The organism is Mesorhizobium sp. C416B, from assembly GCF_030323165.1.
In the GTDB taxonomy this organism is placed as follows: Bacteria; Pseudomonadota; Alphaproteobacteria; order Rhizobiales; family Rhizobiaceae; genus Mesorhizobium.
This window is the reverse complement of record NZ_CP100471.1, coordinates 1,334,817-1,350,172: the sequence shown is the minus strand read 5'-3', so window position 1 is coordinate 1,350,172 and position 15,356 is coordinate 1,334,817. Positions and strand designations below refer to the sequence as shown.

The window sequence follows — 15,356 nt, the reverse complement described above, 5'->3', positions numbered from 1 at the left end:
TCTCGATTTGCCGAACGGCATCATGCCCGCGGACAAGGTAGTCGTCCGGCTGCGGCTGTACAACTGGGTGCGTTTGGCCATTTCTTTCAGGCGGTTCGATCCGATTCTCCGTCCCACATCGCCCGTCCCGCAGGCCGGAGTGTCGGCGGCAATGGATAAGAAAGGGAGAACATCGATGGTTAACAACAGGTTGCGGCAGGAAAGCGGGGCCGTGCCGCGACGAATCGTTATCGATTCCGTTGCGCATATGAGCCCCGATTCCGGCAAAGTCTTGCCAAATCAAGGAAAACGACCAAATGTCGCGCATCTTCCCTGAGAATGCATTTTTCCTGAAAATCTGAGCCGTTTCCCGAAAGCAGGACCTGATGACTTTGAGACCATTGATCGCCTTCGCCAAATTTGCCGCACCCAAAAAGGGCAGCATCTTCGTGCTGGCGGCCGACGATGGTGGTCTTGGCGAACCGGCAAAGGCCTGCGACCCCTCAGCAACGCTGGCGCGGGCGTTTCCGGTGGCGGAGTTTTCCGGAAAATTCGCCGGTGTCGTCGAAGTGCTGGCGCCGCAGGGAACATCGCTCGACCGACTGGTGGCGGTCGGCGCCGGCAAGGTCGCCGGCCTCGATGACTTTGCCTGGCTGAAGCTTGGCGGCACCATCGCCGCGTCCCTGCGCAAGGCAGCGGAGGTGGCCGTCATCCTCGATGTGCCGGGCGCAAAGATTGGCGGCAGGCAAGCGGCGAACCTTGCCGCCGGCATCATTCTTCGCAGCTACTCCTTCGACAAATACAAGACCAGGAAAGACAAGGACGATGCCGAGCCGAACAAACCGGTCAAGGTGACCATCCACACCGCCGATCCTGCCGCGGCGAAAAAGGCCTTCGCCGACGAGGTTGCGGTCATCGACGGCGTGCTTCTGGCGCGCGACCTTGTCAACGAACCGGCCAATACGCTCGGCCCGATCGAATTCGCCGCCCGCGCCAAGGAACTGGAAGCGCTCGGCGTCGAGGTCGAAATCCTCACCGAGAAGGAAATGAAGAAGCTCGGCATGGGCTCGCTCCTCGGTGTCGCGCAAGGCTCGCCACGCGGCGCCCGGATGGCTGTCATGCAATGGAAGGGCGGCAAGGCCAAGGACGCACCGGTCGCCTTCGTCGGCAAGGGCGTCACCTTCGACACCGGCGGCAATTCGATGAAACCGGCTTCCGGCATGGAGGACATGAAGGGCGACATGGGCGGCGCCGCGGCCGTCATCGGGCTCATTCAGGCGCTAGCCGCGCGCAAGGCCAAGGCCAATGTCGTCGGCATCGTCGGGCTGGTGGAAAATGCCGTCGACGGCCATGCCCAGCGCCCCGGCGACATCGTCACCTCGATGTCGGGTCAGACCATCGAGGTGCTCAACACCGATGCCGAAGGACGCCTCGTTCTGGCCGACGCGCTGTGGTATTGCAACGACCGCTTCCAGCCGAAATTCATGGTCAATCTGGCGACGCTGACCGGCGCCATCATGGTCGCGCTCGGCCAGCATTATGCCGGCCTGTTCTCCAACAATGACGAACTTTCGGACAGGTTGACGGCGGCCGGCCAGGCGAGTCAGGAGCGGCTGTGGCGCATGCCGCTTGGGCCCGAATACGACAAGCTGATCGATTCCAAGAACGCCGACATGAAGAACATCGGCGGCCGCTATGGCGGCGCCATCATCGCCGCGCAGTTCCTGCAGCGCTTCGTCAAGGAAACGCCGTGGGCGCATCTCGACATCGCCGGCACCGCGATGGGCTCTCCGCCGAGCGAGATCAACCAGTCCTGGGGCTCGGGTTTCGGCGTCAGGCTGCTCGACCGGCTGGTGCGCGACAATTACGAGGGATAAGGCAGGGAATGGCCGATGTCCTGTTCTACCACCTGACCGAATCGACGCTGGAGGATGCGCTTCCCGGCCTGCTCGAGCGCAGCGTCGATCGCGGCTGGCGCGCCGTGGTGCAGACAGGGACCGAGGAGCGGCGCGATGCGCTCGACCTGCATCTGTGGACATTCAGGGACGATTCGTTCCTCGCGCACGCGACCGACCGTGAAGCCCATCCGGCCGAACAGCCAATCCTGCTCACCACGAGCGACGCCAACCCCAACCAGGCGCAGATACGCTTCCTCGTCGATGGCGCCGCACCCGCCGATCTCGCCGGCTACGAACGCGCCGTGTTCCTGTTCGACGGCCATGACGCGGCCCAGGTCGAAGGGGCGCGGACGCATTGGAAGGTGTTGAAAGAAGCGGGCCACGCTGTCACCTACTGGCAGCAGACGCCCGACCGTCGCTGGGAGCGCAAGGCGTAAGTCGCGTTATCGGTCGCTGATCGTAACCTTGTTTATCTTCGCGCCCTGCGGGAGATCTTTCACCTGCCGATGGATTTGGCCGGCGATATGCACCTTCACAACGAAAAACGTCGTTTCCATCTCTCGCAGACTCATTTCGCCGCCAAGCACCGGCGGCTTCTTGAAATCATAGCATTGGCCGGCTGCCGGAATCAGTCCGTTCTTTCGGGCGGCAACGACAAGGCCCGCCAGCAGCAACTCGTCGCGGCGCGCTTCATTCTGCAAGTCGGCCTGAAATTCCGCCCAATGACCCGCAATTCTGGTCAATTTCCCGTCGAGCATATCGAGATGACGAACCGACCCGTCGCCGGCACGGAAAAATATGTCGCCGAAAGCTGACACCGCAGCTGGTTCAAGGCCATCCAGTCCGATCCACTTCCAGCCGTCCAACGCTTCCGCGACTTCGTTCGCAGGTGGTTCGATAAAGAGGAACTGATAGTCATGGGGCCATTCGGCTCTGATCAAGCCCCCTGTATTGGCTCTGTTGGCCTCGGCTTTTCCTTCCTGTCTGGCGTCGGACGCGCCAAAAATTGAAGAAATAAAGCGGAAAAAAGATCTGGCCATAATCGCCCCCGTACGGGTCTTTATACGTGCGAGAGATTCTAGCCGCAATCCACTGAAGGCTCCATAGTTCCCACGCATTCGTCTTGATGATGGCCATCACATTGGATCCGTTTTATGGATTGACTGGATGCAGGCTCATTGGGCGGGCTGAGAATGCGGATCAGGATCATCGGAACCGGGCGGGCCGTGCCGGCTCGATGCGTGACGTCGCGCGCCCTCGATGCGCGGCTGGGGTTTGGCGATGGACATTTCGAGGCCGCGACCGGCGTCATCGAACGCTATGTCTGCGACGCCGAATCGCAGGTCGACCTTGCTTGTGCCGCAGCCCGTCTGGCGCTTGCCGATGCCGAACTTGAGGCAGGCAGTGTCGATCTGGTCATCGGCGGTTGCGGCGTGCCTTACCAGCCGTTGCCGTCGACGGCGCCGCTGGTCATGCAGCGCCTCGGCCTTGCCGATGGGTCGGCGGCCGCTTTCGACGTCAACAGCACCTGCCTGGGCTTCCTCACAGCCTTCGAGACCGCGTCGCGCCTGATCGAGGCCGGGCAATGCCGGACGGCGCTGGTGTTCTCGTCTGAAATCGCCTCGCGCGCGCTGCCGTGGCAGGACCAGCCGGAAATTGCGGCCCTCTTCGGCGATGGCGCGGCGGCCGCCGTGCTGCAACAGGCAGCCCCTGCCGAGGGTCGAGTCGCGGCCAACCTGATGCGCACCTACCCTTCCGCCTATGCGGCCTGCAGCATCGGCTCCGGCGGCACCCGGTTCGACTTTCATCGTGAGCCTGAGGAATTTGCCCGCCACAGCCTGTTCCACATGGAGGGTAAGGAACTGTTTCGCGTCACGTCACGCCATTTCAACGGCTTTGTAGCGGAGTTGCTCGATCGCGCCGGCTGGCGGCACGACGATGTCGACCTCGTCGTGCCGCATCAGGCAAGCCCTTTCGCGCTCGCCCACATGGCGCGCCAGACGGGCTTCGCCAGGGAAAAGCTCGTCGACATCGCGGCGCGCTACGGCAATCAGATCGCCGCTTCCATCCCCTTTGCGCTCGACGTCGCGCGCCGCGAACAACGCATTGTGCCCGGCGCCAAAGTGCTGTTCCTCGGCACCTCGGCCGGCGTGTCGTTCGGCGGCATGGCGCTGGAAGCATGACCGTGGGACGCGTCCTCGTCACCGGCGCTAGCGGCTTCCTCGGCGCGCATGTCATGGCGCGGCTGGCTGCACTGGGCACACCGGCGCTGGGTCTTGGCAGGGACGCCAAACGCTGCGCGGCGCTCGAAGCCGCTGGTCATCGGGTCGTTCGGCTCGATTTGTCTCAACCATTCGATGCAGCTGCCGCGCGCGCTCTCGACGGCGTCGATGCGATCATCCACTGCGCGGCACTTTCCGCGCCCTTCGGCAGGTTGGCGGATTTCCAGACGGCAAATGTCACAGCTACCCGCAACCTCAGCGATTTCGCGCGCGGGCAAGGCGTGCGCCGCTTCGTCCATATCTCCAGCCCGACGGTCTGTTTCGCCTATCGCGACCAGCTCGGAGTTTCCGAGAATGCGGCCTTGCCCCCTCCGGTCAACCACTATGCCCGCACCAAGCGGCAGGCCGAGGAGATCGTGCTGGCGGCGCCTGAGATCAGCCCGGTGGTGCTGCGGCCGCGCGGCCTCTACGGTCCCGGCGACCGCACGCTGCTGCCGCGTCTGCTGCAGGTGGCACGGCAGCGCCCGCTGCCGCTGTTTCGCGACGGCAAGGCGCGCATGGATCTCACTTATATAGAGGATGTCGTCGATGCGGTGCTTGCCGCGCTGTCCGCCGGCAGCGCTGCCGAGGGACAGATATTCAACATCTCCGGCGGCGAAGTGGTGCCGGTCCGCCGCGTTGCCGAGGCGGCCTGCGCCCGCGCCGGCGTGCAGCCGCGCTGGCGCAGAATGCCGCTCTGGCCCGCCATGCTGGCGGCCGGGATAGCGGAGACGGTAGCGAATATATTGCCCGGCCGCCCGGAACCGCCGGTGACGCGCTACGGTCTTGGCCTGTTCGCCTATGCGCAGAGCCTCGATCTTTCCAAGGCAGGCCGCATCCTCGGCTGGGCGCCGAAAGTGTCGTTCGAGGAAGGGCTCGATCGCACATTCGGCAAGGCGATGGAAAGCAGGGGGGCAGCGTGAAGATCGTCTTCGCCAACAGCGCCTCTGTCGGCGCAGCCGAGCGCCTGATCCTGCGCGGCGGCAGCTGGGCGAAGGTCAGGCTACGTGTCCGCTACGGCCTGATCATGCATCCGCGGGCCGGCCCCGTCCTGATCGACACCGGCTACACGCCGCATGTGACACAAGGCAGTGGGCGCAGCACGGCGCTGCGTCTTTACAGTGCGATCCTCCGGCCCCAGCTCAACGAAGCCGAGCAGCCGCTCGCGGTACTGGCGCGCTTCGGCCTGTCTTTGCAGGATGTGCGCACCGTCATCGTCACGCATTTCCATGCCGACCACATGTCGGGCCTGTCGCTGTTTCCCAACGCTCGGCTTATCGCCAATGACACCGCCTGGGCGCGGGCGAAGGCCAAGACTTCCCGGCAGAATCTGCGCCATGGCGTCTTCAAGGAACTGTTCCCGGCCGATTTCGAGAGCCGGCTCGACGGGCTGTCGTCGAAGCGGCGGATCGAACCTCGCGGCGGCGTGCCAGGCGGCGCCGATCTGTTCGGCGACGGCAGCGTCATCGCAGTCGGTCTGCCCGGCCATGCCGATGGCCAGTTCGGCCTTTCGTTCCCAAATCTCGAGCGGCCGCTGCTCTACGCCGTCGACGCGCAATGGTTGTTCGCGGCCCTTGTCGAAAACCGAACTCCCGGTCTGCCGGCAACCCTGCTGGCCGAGGATGCCGCCGCGATCGAGCCGACCAGCGTAATGTTGCGCCGGTTTCTGGCGACCGGCGGCGAGGTTGTTCTTTGTCATGATCCGGCGGTGACGGCCTACGATCTGGCCGGAGAGAGCGCATGAACGGGCCGACGGAAGCGGCCCGTTCGTTTGTGTTGACGCAATGGCTCTCGCGCAAGAGCCGTGAGAATTTCGAACGCTGGCAAGGTCATGCCTTGCGCCGCTTTCTCGACCGCGACCTGCCGCGCGCGCCGTTCTACGGCAAGACGCCGCGTCATCTCGGCGATCTGCCGGTGACCGACAAGGCGACGCTGATGGGCAATTTCGAGCGCTTCAACATCCGCGGCGTCTCGGCCGCCGAGGCCTGGAAGGCGCAGGCAGGCGATGGCCGCATTGGTGAACTGACAGTCGGCGCCAGCACCGGCACGTCGGGCAATCGTGGCCTGTTCATCATTTCCGAAGCGGAAAAATACCGCTGGCTGGGCACCATCCTGGCCAAAGCAGTGCCCGATCTGCTCTGGCGCCGGCAGCGGGTTGCGGTGATCCTGCCGCAAAACACCGGGCTCTACGATAGCGCGCGCAAATCGCGGCGTATCGACCTGCGCTTCTTCGATCTGACGCGCGGTCCGGAGAGCTGGCGCGGCGCTCTCGAAGGTTTCGCGCCGACGGTGATCATCGCGCCGCCGAAGATGCTGCGGCACTTCGCGGTCGAGGGCTTTAGGCTCAAGCCGCAGCGTGTCTTCAGCGCCGCCGAAACGCTCGACCCGGTTGACCGGCCGGTCATCCAGGCATTCTTTGGTCGTCAGCTCGACCAGATCTACATGGCGACCGAAGGGCTGTTCGCCGTCACCTGCCGCCAGGGCGGGCTGCATCTGGCCGAGGATTCGGTGTTCTTCGAGTTCGAACCGGCCGGCGACGGCCTGGCCATGCCGCTGATCACCGCCTTTCGCCGCCGGACCCAGATCATGGCGCGCTACCGGATGAACGATCTGCTGCGGCTGTCCGAAAAGCCATGCCGCTGCGGCTCGCCGCTGCGCACGCTGGACGAGATCGTCGGCCGCATGGACGACGCTTTCCGGCTCGCCTCGCCGCACGGGCAGCTCCTCGTCACGCCCGACATACTACGCAATGCGGTGCTCAAGGCCGACCGGCGCATCGACGATTTCCGCCTGGTCCAGACCGCTGCCGACGTCATCGAACTTAGCCTTGCGCCCGAGCTCGCCGACGAAGCCGCCACTGCCGCGCATGCAGCCGTGCGAACGCTACTGGCCGCGCGCCAGGCGACGGTGAGAGTCAGCCTCCTGCGCAAGAGCCTGCCGTTGGAGACCGGCCGCAAACTGCGTCGGGTCGAATGCCACCTGGGAGCGGCATCATGAACCGGCTCGCTATGTTGCCACTCGATCAGACGAACCGGGTAGAAAACAGCCCGCGTGAGGTCGAAGCCTTCGTTCAGCTTTTCAACGAGGTGCCGGTGCGCGACCTCGTGCGCAATCTGACAGTGGCTGTCGAAACCTTCGAGATCGCCGGCCGCTCCTTTCCGCTGACGCTGAACGACAGAAGCGAAGCGCCGAACTGCTATATCTGCTGCCCGTCCAGCGCCTATATCGACTATGCCATCGACGAGACCCGCAATTTCGTCTCCTCGCCCTTGCTGCAAAAAACGATGCGGATGCTGATCGGCCTGTGCGCGCCGCTGGTCAGGATGAGCGGCCTTGACCATCAGGTTCAGGTCAACAACTGGCTCTATTCGACCAATCCGGTGCCGCTGCTCGATCGCAACGCGGTCGCGGCGATGCGCGACGATCTCACCGCGCGTTTTCCAGATCGCGCTGTTTTCATCCGCTCCCTGAACGAGATCGCCGATCCCTCGACAATCGCAGCGCTGAAGGCGGAGGGTTTTCGAATGCTGGCGGCGCGGCAGATCTACATCTTCGCAGGCGACGGTTCGGCGATGACCAACGACATGAAGCGCGACCGCAAGCGGCTGCCCACGACGCCTTTCGAGCAGGTCGGCAATGGCGACTTCACCGAGGCCGACTATGCGCGCGCCGAAGCGCTCTACCGGATGCTCTATCTCGACAAATACACGCCGCTCAACCCGCACTACACGGCCCGCTATATCGGCGAGACGCACCGTCGCGGCATCCTGCAACTGGCAGGCCTGCGTCGTCCCGGCGGTGAACTGGTCGCCGTCGCCGCTTTGTCTCAGAACGGCAGGACACTGACGCAGCCCATCGTCGGCTACGACACCGGCCTCCCGGTGAGCGAAGGCCTTTACCGCATGATGATGGCGCTGGCGCAGGATCATGCGATGGCGCACAGCCTGTTCTTCAACATGAGCGCCGGTGCCGCCGCCTTCAAACGCTTGCGCGGCGCCGTGGCGACGGTGGAATACAACGCCGTCTATGCTGCCCATCTGCCGCGCCGCCAACGCATGGCGGTGCGGATCATGGAATTTGTGCTCGCGAAGATCGGCATTCCCCTGCTCAGGAGATTTGAACTTTGAGCGACACCCGGCAGCAGAAAGACAAAGACTATTGGCAGGCGGTGATGCGGTCTGCCGACATCAAAGCCAAGCCGAAGCGCATCCTGTTCGACGGCGCGCCACTGGTGCTGTTCCGCTCGGCGAAAGGCATTGCCGCCCTCTTCGACCGCTGCGCTCACCGCCTGGTCGAACTCTCGACCGGCAAGGTCGTCGGTGGCGAGATCGAATGTCCCTATCATGGCTGGCGCTACAATGGGGAAGGGCGCTGCACCGCCATTCCCGGCCATGTCGGCGACGTCCCGCATTACCGTATCCGCCGCTACAGCGCGATCGAGCGCGACGGCGTCGTCTTCGTCTCGGCAGGCACGCCTGGGGGCGAGCCCTATCTCCATTGCATGCAAGGCAAGGATGTCGTCGTGAAGCGGGTGCGAAGCTCGGCGCGATCGACGGTGCTCGACGCCGCCGAGAACATTCTCGACGCCACTCACACCCACTTCACCCACAAGGGTGTCCTGCGCGGCCTGACCGCAAAGCGCCATCTCGTGCGCGTCGAGGTGACCGGCGGCAAGGGCTGGGTCGAAAGCTGCTACACCGGCGAGGACCGCCAACAGGGGCTGGTCAGCCGGCTGCTGGAAGGCGAGCGCGCCAAGACCATCGGCCGCTACCGCCATCCCGGCATCGTCGAACTCGAATATTGGGGCAAGGGCGGCTTGGCGCTGGCGACCACTTTCCATTTGCGTCAGACGGACGAACGGACCGTCGAAGGCGTCGGCTGGCTGATCGGCCCGCGACAGGGCCTGTTCGGCGAACTCAAGGCGCTTGCTTTCCGGCCGCTCTTTGCCTTTGCCCTGCAGCAGGATCGCCGTGTGCTGAAATCGGCCAGCGACAACGCCCGTATATCGCCGCAGGTTCAGCCGGCGATCGGCCCGCTGGATTTCCTGCGCCGCGACATAGCGGCGATCATCGACGGCAAGATGCCACCGGCGGCGGCAGAGCCGCGGGTGCACCAAATCGAGTTGTAATCTAAAGTTCACGGCACTTGATTCCAGTTCTGCTGTAAATTATAGTTCACGGATGATCGAAGTTCGATCCACTGACGAATTCCGAAAATGGCTCAGAGGGCTCACGGACATTCGCGCCGTAAAGAAGATCACCCAACGGATTGTCCGCGTTCAGGCTGGGCTGTTGGGAGACGCCAAGTTCTTCGATGGCATAGGAGAATTGCGCGTAGATTACGGTCCGGGATACCGCGTGTACTTCGTCCGGCGCGGCAACACGGTCATTATCCTGCTCTGCGGCGGTGACAAAGGCTCGCAGGACAGGGACATCGGAAAAGCCAGGAAAATGGCAAAGGAAGTTTGATATGACCCTCAGAACCACACCATTCGACGCCGCCGAATATCTTGATGATGCTGAGTCTCAAGCCGAACTGCTCGCTGATGCGTTCGAGACCGGGGACGCGACTTATATTGCGCACGCCCTCGGCATTGTCGCGCGCGCCCGCGGCATGACAAGCATAGCGAAGGACGCCGGCGTGACCCGAGAGGCACTCTACAAGGCGCTGAGCGAAAAGGGCGATCCGCGCCTCAGTACATTGCTGGGCGTAACCAAGGCGCTTGGCCTGCAATTGTCCGCAAAGCCAGTTAATCCCGTTTAGGCAACCTTAGCAGGACTTACGCACTCAGCTGAAAACGGGAAGTTCCGCTTCAACTCGACTAGTCCTGCTCCGGCCCATTCCACTCGATATCGCGCGTCGACGCAGCCTGAAGGCTGATGCGCTGGCGCAGTGCTGTGCCGGCGATCTCGGCCAGCGTGCGCCACTGCGCCCGCTTCGGCGCGGGGTCGCCCGGCCAGTCGAGCAGCTCATCGGCATCGTGCATCGCCTGACGGAAGCGGCCGAGACCACCGGAGCGCAGTGCCGCCGGCATCCCGTAGATCCACATCGCCAGCCTCACCGTCTGCGGCGCCGTCACGTCGGGCTTCACCTCGGCGCCATCCTCCAGGACCGCGTCGGCGAAGCGCCGCGGATCGCGAAAGAAGTGCAGGCCGCTCACGGCGCGCGGATTGCACTCCAGTGGCAGCACCGTGCCGTTATTCTCGCGCATCAGGTCGAAGGAGATCTGGCCGGTCCAGCCGGCGCCGGCGACGAAGGTTTCGACGAAGCGCCGGGCAGCCGCATCCCCGACTGGCTCGAAACAGATGCCGGCGCCCTTGCCGGCGCAATAAAGCGAACGGTAGAGCGCCAGCGCTTTGAGTTCACCCTCGATCGCCACCGCATAGGCGCTGATCTCTTCACCGGTGATGTAGCGCTGCGCCACCCAAGGAGCGGCGGGCGAGGGGCGGACGGCGTCGAGTTCGTCCGGCGATGGCCGCAGCAGTACGTCACGGGCAAAACGCGACCACACCGGTTTGAACACCAATTCGCGCGATTGGCCACGAACGCCGTCGAGATCGGCCTCGCTTTGCAGCAGTATCGTTTCCGGCACGTCGAGCCCAAGGCTCTGCGCCAGCCGGATGAAGGCATGCTTGTCGTGAACGCGGGCGAGCATCGCCATCTCGGGTGCGAAGAGGCGGGCCGGCATGGCGCGGTGCTGCCAGAGACGACCGAGATAAAAGACTTCCTCGCAGGTCGGGATAACGAGTTCGATGCCTTCCGCGCGGACAAGCGCTTCCACCGCCTTGGCATAGGCGTCGGCGGCAAAGCGCGGCGGCGGCAGGCGATGGTAGGCGGCGCAGGCCGTGCTCGCTGCGGCGATCGGCCGGGCCGGGCTGTCGGCCAGGATCACCCGGCGACCGGCGCCATGCAGCAGCCGCGCCAGGTGCAGCGCCACCGGCGCGCGGGCACCGGTGATCAGCACGGTGCTATTGGGCATGAGCCACCGGCATCGGTTGGAAAAGACGAGTCGATGCTTCTGCGGAAGGCTTCATTCGCCATAAGTGCCACATGGCTTGCGTGCCGCCAACGGACTCCACAAAGGTGGCTCCGCTGCGTCAGCCATCGCTTTTTGGCCTTCAGGGCGTTATTGGCAATCTGTCGAACACCCGGATCTCCTCAATGCGCTTTCTGTTTGTCCTGATACTGCTTGCCGGCGCCGCCATTGGCTTCGTCTATCCCTGGGCCATGAGCAATTTCTCCGGCCACGAGATCGGCGCCTGGCGCGTCTACGACCAGGGACGGTTTAGGCCTGTGACGGTGACGCTGAAAGCTGGCGACGCGCCGGTCAGAGTGCTGGTCGACCTGAGGGCAAAGGCCGAGCGCATTGTCTCGCAGCAGCGCACCGTGCTGACGCTGACTGCCGCCACAGCCGGGCGCACGGTGCTTGCCTCGACGCTGCAATTCAACCACGCCGACAATCCGCGCCAGGTCAGCCCGCAACTGCCCGACAAGATCTTTCGCGACGAGGCCGGCGTGATCGAAACCGTCAGTCCCGGCGCCTATCTCTTCACCGCCGGCCCGGGCGACGCCGACGATATCCCGATACGCGCAGTGGATCTGATACTGCGCTCCGGCGCCGGTGAGATCGATCGACGCGCACGGCCGGTTGGCTATGGGCTGATGGCCGTCGGCCTGATCGGCTTCCTGCTTACTCTGGCTTTCGGCGGTCGCCGGCCGGAGAACCCGAACTCGAAGCCGCCACCGCCGCGTTGGGGCAGAGGCTCCTCGACATGAGCGCGGCATGAACTACCGTCACGCCTATCACGCCGGCAATTTCGCCGACGTCGTCAAGCATGTCGTGCTCAGCCTTCTGCTCGACTATCTGAAGCAGAAGGACAAAGCGTTCCGTGTCCTCGACACTCATGCCGGCATTGGCCGCTACGATTTTTCGTCGGCGGAAGCGCAAAAGACCGGCGAATGGCAAGGCGGCATCGGCCGCCTCATCGACGCCCCGATCGAAAAATCGGCGGCTGCGCTGCTTGCCCCCTATCTTGAAGCGGTGCGTTCGCTCAATCCCGATGGCGGGGTGAAGAAATATCCGGGCTCGCCATTGATCGCCAGGCACCTCATGCGAAAGCAGGACCGGTTGTCGGCGATCGAACTGCACGGCGCAGATGCCGCCAGGCTGAAGACGCTGTTTGCCGGCGATTTCCAGACAAGGGTGATCGAACTCGACGGCTGGCTGGCGCTTGGCGCGCATCTGCCGCCAAAGGAAAAGCGCGGCCTGGTGCTGATCGATCCGCCGTTCGAGGAAGCCGGCGAATTCGACCGCCTCGTCGACGGCATGCAGAAAGCGCACAGGCGCTGGCCGGGTGGCATCTACGCGCTGTGGTATCCGATCAAGGATCGCAAAGCGATCATCGCCTTCCGCAAGGCGCTCAAGCAATCCGGCGTCCCAAAATTGCTCGACATCGAGTTCGAGATCCGGCCGGCATCGCGTGAACCAAGCCTCGACGGCAGCGGCATGGTGGTGGTCAACCCGCCCTTCACGCTGGAGCGCGAACTGCGCATCGTGCTGCCGGTCCTGCACAGATTGCTGGCGGTCGAAAAGCCGGCGCACTGGTCGCTGGAATGGCTGGCCGGGGAGTAGCGACGCTTCGCAGCGGGCGACGCCCGCGGCAAAGACACAAAGTCGCTAGAGGTTTTGACGGTGGCGCCATCCGCGAATGCTCAGCTGTGTTCAACGAACCGAAACCATGGAGATGCACATCTAATCGGCTCGGCGTTGACGCTAATCCCAGAATCCGAGAGATAGATATCTAATTATTAGATTTCGAATCGAATGCCAAGATCGACAGAAGAGGAACTGGTCAACGCGATAGGCTTCGCGATGTCGCGCTGGCAGGATGCCGTCGAAACGTTCGATGGGACCGTCGCCGAAATCTATGTGCTGAGCGCTGCCGAGCGCCGCTGTGTCTCGGTGCGATCAATCACGGCCGGCGGGGCCGGCAAACCTCGTAGCGAGGGAGACAAATCTCACGCCGGCGGCGGTCACGACGTTGATTGACCGGCTGGAAAAGCGCGGCTTCGTCAGCCGCCAGCCGGATCCCGATGACAGGCGCAAGGTCATGGTCGCGGCGGGCAAGAAGACCGAGGAACTCGTCCGGCGCTGCTACCATCCGATCCTCGAGGCGGGCGCCGCATTGCTGGAGAATATTCGGCGGCCGAGATGCAGTTTTTGCTCGGCTTATCAAGAGGTCGAAGCGATGCAGGAGGCGCAGACCGAGAGGGTGCGCGGCAAAGCAAAACCGGTGCGTTGAGAGAAGGCATCGGAGGATGGTCCGGCGAAACGCCGGTCCGGTTTCAAGTGTGTACTGTCAAGGAGACCCTATGCCCCCCATGATCTTCGTCAACCTGCCCGTCGCCGATCTCGCTGCGTCGATGGCATTCTACAAAGCCCTCGGCTTCGACAACAACCCGCACTTCACCGACGACACCGCAGCCTGCATGGTGCTGAGCGAAACGATCAACGTCATGCTGCTCACCCACGCCAAATGGCGTCAGTTCACCGATCGCCCCATCCCGCCGGCCACCTCGAGCGAGGTCATGCTTGCCGTGTCCTGCGACAGCCGCGCGGCGGTCGATGCGATGAACGAGGCGGCGGCGAAAAATGGCGGCGCCGCCGACATCAACGCCCAACAGGATTATGGCTTCATGTACAATCGCAGCCTGGCCGATCCTGACGGCCACGTCTGGGAAGCGATGTGGATGGACCCGGCCGCCATACCGCAGGGCGACGCCAAGCAAGGCTGAACCGGGTTTCGGCGGCCCGCCGGCCATGGGCAGGCCGCTTTTCCTAATGGGCAAGGCGAGCTTTTTCGAAGGTCAGGACGTGGTTTCGCAGCTTCGCACCGGCAAAACCGGTTGCGGAGCGGGAAACCATCGTCAGGGCGACCGCTTGACCGCGCGCCGCCGAATCCGCAAAGTGGGCGCAGTCGACCTTTGAGAGGCTGCCATGACTCGCTTTGCCAAATCCGCTGTTGCTGCCCTGATTTCGCTTTGCACGCCGCTGGCCGCACCCTTTGGCCAGCCAGCGCAGGCCGCCGATCTTTCCGTCTATTCCGACGAGGACAGCGGCGTTTGCGGCGAGGCCTGGGTGCTAAGCAAAATCTCCAGCCGCTTCTCCTACCAGGTGCATCACGTGCCGCATCTGCCGGATGTTTCGATCACCGATTTCCAACGCATCCACCAGCATCGCTATCTCCCGGCCAGCGAAGAATGGCCGATCGGCCGCCGCTATTGCGGCGCCACCGTCAGCCTTTCCGACGGCCGCGCCCGCACCATCTGGTACTTGATCGAGGAAGGCCAGGGTTTTGCCTCGATCGGCGACAATGTCGAATTCTGCGTCTCGGGCTTCGACCGCTGGATGGTCTACAACGGCCGCTGCCGCGTCCTGCGCTAAGGTCGGATAAGAACCGCCGTTGCACCTGCCATCTCCTGCAAGGGGGAGATCTGATGTCGCTCCGGTTTCGCCAATCTCCGAACTGCTGCCGCTGCCTCACATCGCCTTCCCACCAGATACGTAAGCGCAGATCAGCTCGACCAACTGCTTCTGCAGTTCCGGCGCGTCGAGCATGTCTCGCCGCGCGGCATTGTGGATGACGCCCTCGACCGCTGAGGACAGCACCCGGGCCACGGTCTCATTGTCCTTTCTGCGCCTGCGATATTGCGCCACCGCCGCCGTGTAGTGATCCAGATAGCGCGACTGGAACGAGGCATGGGCGGCGCGTGAGCCGCGATCGCCCGGCGCCTCGTCGAGCAGCACCTGATGCAGCGTCGGATGGATGCTGTGCGCATCGATCATGCCGCGCACCAGCTCCTGCGCGAATCGCTTGAGCGGCTTGTCGCCTTCTGCTGATTCGGCGATCACCGACAGCACCTGATCGAAATGTCGCCGGCGAATTGCTTCGACCAGCGACAGCTTGTCGGGAAAATATTGATAGAGCGAGCCGATGCTGACGCCGGCCGCATCGGCCACCTTGTTGGTGGTGAAGCCGGCCCAGCCGAGCGCGCTCAGAACATGAGCACCGGCTTCGATGAGCGCCTCGACCGTCGCTCTCGAACGCGCCTGGCGCGGCTGCTTGCGCATGCGTGAGCGCGGCTTTGCAATGCGAGTAGACATGTCTGCTCCAGCAGCCAAGAATATAGATAACATACTCACATTTTTTGCAAAGGA

Annotated in this window: 20 protein-coding genes; 17 read left to right on the top strand and 3 right to left on the bottom strand. The window is 63.7% G+C overall.

The features are described from left to right. Nucleotides 1-22: 22 nt before the first annotated feature. From NLY43_RS06890 to NLY43_RS06880, 3 genes are read left to right on the top strand one after another with little or no spacing between them, the layout of a single operon-like run. Nucleotides 23-316, top strand: a complete 294-nt coding sequence (locus tag NLY43_RS06890) for a hypothetical protein (protein WP_156935527.1) — start codon at nucleotides 23-25, stop codon at nucleotides 314-316. Nucleotides 317-365: 49 nt separating this feature from the next. Further along, complete coding sequence (locus NLY43_RS06885) at nucleotides 366-1,856, top strand: leucyl aminopeptidase (RefSeq protein ID WP_023711929.1); 1,491 nt, start codon at nucleotides 366-368, stop codon at nucleotides 1,854-1,856. 8 nt (nucleotides 1,857-1,864) lie between these two features. Beyond that, on the top strand, nucleotides 1,865-2,314 hold the full coding sequence (locus NLY43_RS06880; protein ID WP_023672739.1) for a DNA polymerase III subunit chi: 450 nt from the start codon (nucleotides 1,865-1,867) through the stop codon (nucleotides 2,312-2,314). 6 nt (nucleotides 2,315-2,320) lie between these two features. On the opposite strand, the gene NLY43_RS06875 is transcribed toward NLY43_RS06880, so the two are convergent. After that, complete coding sequence (locus tag NLY43_RS06875) at nucleotides 2,321-2,917, bottom strand: T6SS immunity protein Tdi1 domain-containing protein (protein WP_023685696.1); 597 nt, start codon at nucleotides 2,915-2,917, stop codon at nucleotides 2,321-2,323. 201 nt (nucleotides 2,918-3,118) lie between these two features. On the opposite strand from NLY43_RS06875, the gene NLY43_RS06870 reads away from it, so the two are divergent. Genes NLY43_RS06870 through NLY43_RS06835 form a run of 8 tightly spaced genes read left to right on the top strand, consistent with a single transcriptional unit; the run spans nucleotide 3,119 to nucleotide 9,901 of the window. Further along, nucleotides 3,119-4,060 (top strand): 3-oxoacyl-[acyl-carrier-protein] synthase III C-terminal domain-containing protein, encoded by a 942-nt coding sequence (locus NLY43_RS06870; RefSeq protein ID WP_245263167.1) that lies wholly within the window; start codon nucleotides 3,119-3,121, stop codon nucleotides 4,058-4,060. Further along, nucleotides 4,057-5,061 carry an NAD-dependent epimerase/dehydratase family protein gene (locus NLY43_RS06865; RefSeq protein ID WP_031199442.1) on the top strand — a complete coding sequence of 335 codons (1,005 nt, stop codon included), beginning with the start codon at nucleotides 4,057-4,059 and terminating at the stop codon, nucleotides 5,059-5,061. Before NLY43_RS06870 ends, NLY43_RS06865 begins: the two co-directional genes overlap by 4 nt. Next, nucleotides 5,058-5,882 carry an MBL fold metallo-hydrolase gene (locus NLY43_RS06860; protein WP_023711927.1) on the top strand — a complete coding sequence of 275 codons (825 nt, stop codon included), beginning with the start codon at nucleotides 5,058-5,060 and terminating at the stop codon, nucleotides 5,880-5,882. Before NLY43_RS06865 ends, NLY43_RS06860 begins: the two co-directional genes overlap by 4 nt. Continuing rightward, on the top strand, nucleotides 5,879-7,135 hold the full coding sequence (locus tag NLY43_RS06855; RefSeq protein ID WP_023711926.1) for a F390 synthetase-related protein: 1,257 nt from the start codon (nucleotides 5,879-5,881) through the stop codon (nucleotides 7,133-7,135). Before NLY43_RS06860 ends, NLY43_RS06855 begins: the two co-directional genes overlap by 4 nt. Beyond that, nucleotides 7,132-8,265: a GNAT family N-acetyltransferase gene (locus NLY43_RS06850; protein WP_023711925.1), complete on the top strand. Its 1,134-nt coding sequence runs from the start codon at nucleotides 7,132-7,134 to the stop codon at nucleotides 8,263-8,265. The genes NLY43_RS06855 and NLY43_RS06850 overlap by 4 nt, the downstream gene beginning before the upstream one ends. After that, on the top strand, nucleotides 8,262-9,266 hold the full coding sequence (locus NLY43_RS06845) for a Rieske 2Fe-2S domain-containing protein (RefSeq protein WP_286460743.1): 1,005 nt from the start codon (nucleotides 8,262-8,264) through the stop codon (nucleotides 9,264-9,266). The genes NLY43_RS06850 and NLY43_RS06845 overlap by 4 nt, the downstream gene beginning before the upstream one ends. Before the next feature lie 52 nt (nucleotides 9,267-9,318). Next, nucleotides 9,319-9,606, top strand: coding sequence for a type II toxin-antitoxin system RelE/ParE family toxin (locus NLY43_RS06840; protein ID WP_023672746.1), 288 nt, complete (start codon nucleotides 9,319-9,321; stop codon nucleotides 9,604-9,606). 1 nt (nucleotide 9,607) lies between these two features. After that, nucleotides 9,608-9,901 carry an addiction module antidote protein gene (locus tag NLY43_RS06835; protein WP_023672747.1) on the top strand — a complete coding sequence of 98 codons (294 nt, stop codon included), beginning with the start codon at nucleotides 9,608-9,610 and terminating at the stop codon, nucleotides 9,899-9,901. A gap of 58 nt (nucleotides 9,902-9,959) precedes the next feature. On the opposite strand, the gene NLY43_RS06830 is transcribed toward NLY43_RS06835, so the two are convergent. Further along, nucleotides 9,960-11,117, bottom strand: coding sequence for an ATP-grasp domain-containing protein (locus NLY43_RS06830; protein ID WP_031199441.1), 1,158 nt, complete (start codon nucleotides 11,115-11,117; stop codon nucleotides 9,960-9,962). A gap of 182 nt (nucleotides 11,118-11,299) precedes the next feature. On the opposite strand from NLY43_RS06830, the gene NLY43_RS06825 reads away from it, so the two are divergent. The 6 genes from NLY43_RS06825 to NLY43_RS06800 all read left to right on the top strand — a co-directional run bounded on the left by NLY43_RS06825 (nucleotide 11,300) and on the right by NLY43_RS06800 (nucleotide 14,582). After that, the gene (locus NLY43_RS06825) at nucleotides 11,300-11,914 is read left to right on the top strand and encodes a hypothetical protein (protein WP_023711922.1); all 615 of its coding nucleotides are present in this window, start codon (nucleotides 11,300-11,302) and stop codon (nucleotides 11,912-11,914) included. A gap of 7 nt (nucleotides 11,915-11,921) precedes the next feature. After that, a complete protein-coding gene (locus NLY43_RS06820; protein ID WP_023673460.1) occupies nucleotides 11,922-12,770 on the top strand; it encodes a 23S rRNA (adenine(2030)-N(6))-methyltransferase RlmJ in 849 nt (282 codons plus the stop codon). A 192-nt stretch (nucleotides 12,771-12,962) separates the two neighbouring features. Continuing rightward, nucleotides 12,963-13,187 (top strand): hypothetical protein, encoded by a 225-nt coding sequence (locus NLY43_RS06815; protein ID WP_023689096.1) that lies wholly within the window; start codon nucleotides 12,963-12,965, stop codon nucleotides 13,185-13,187. Next, nucleotides 13,180-13,440, top strand: coding sequence for a MarR family transcriptional regulator (locus tag NLY43_RS06810; protein ID WP_023689095.1), 261 nt, complete (start codon nucleotides 13,180-13,182; stop codon nucleotides 13,438-13,440). Before NLY43_RS06815 ends, NLY43_RS06810 begins: the two co-directional genes overlap by 8 nt. Before the next feature lie 70 nt (nucleotides 13,441-13,510). Then, nucleotides 13,511-13,933, top strand: coding sequence for a VOC family protein (locus NLY43_RS06805; RefSeq protein WP_023689094.1), 423 nt, complete (start codon nucleotides 13,511-13,513; stop codon nucleotides 13,931-13,933). 202 nt (nucleotides 13,934-14,135) lie between these two features. Further along, nucleotides 14,136-14,582 (top strand): hypothetical protein, encoded by a 447-nt coding sequence (locus NLY43_RS06800; protein ID WP_023711921.1) that lies wholly within the window; start codon nucleotides 14,136-14,138, stop codon nucleotides 14,580-14,582. A gap of 96 nt (nucleotides 14,583-14,678) precedes the next feature. Here NLY43_RS06800 and NLY43_RS06795 read toward each other — a convergent pair whose 3' ends face one another. After that, nucleotides 14,679-15,302 (bottom strand): TetR family transcriptional regulator, encoded by a 624-nt coding sequence (locus NLY43_RS06795; RefSeq protein ID WP_031193538.1) that lies wholly within the window; start codon nucleotides 15,300-15,302, stop codon nucleotides 14,679-14,681. Nucleotides 15,303-15,356 lie beyond the last annotated feature (54 nt).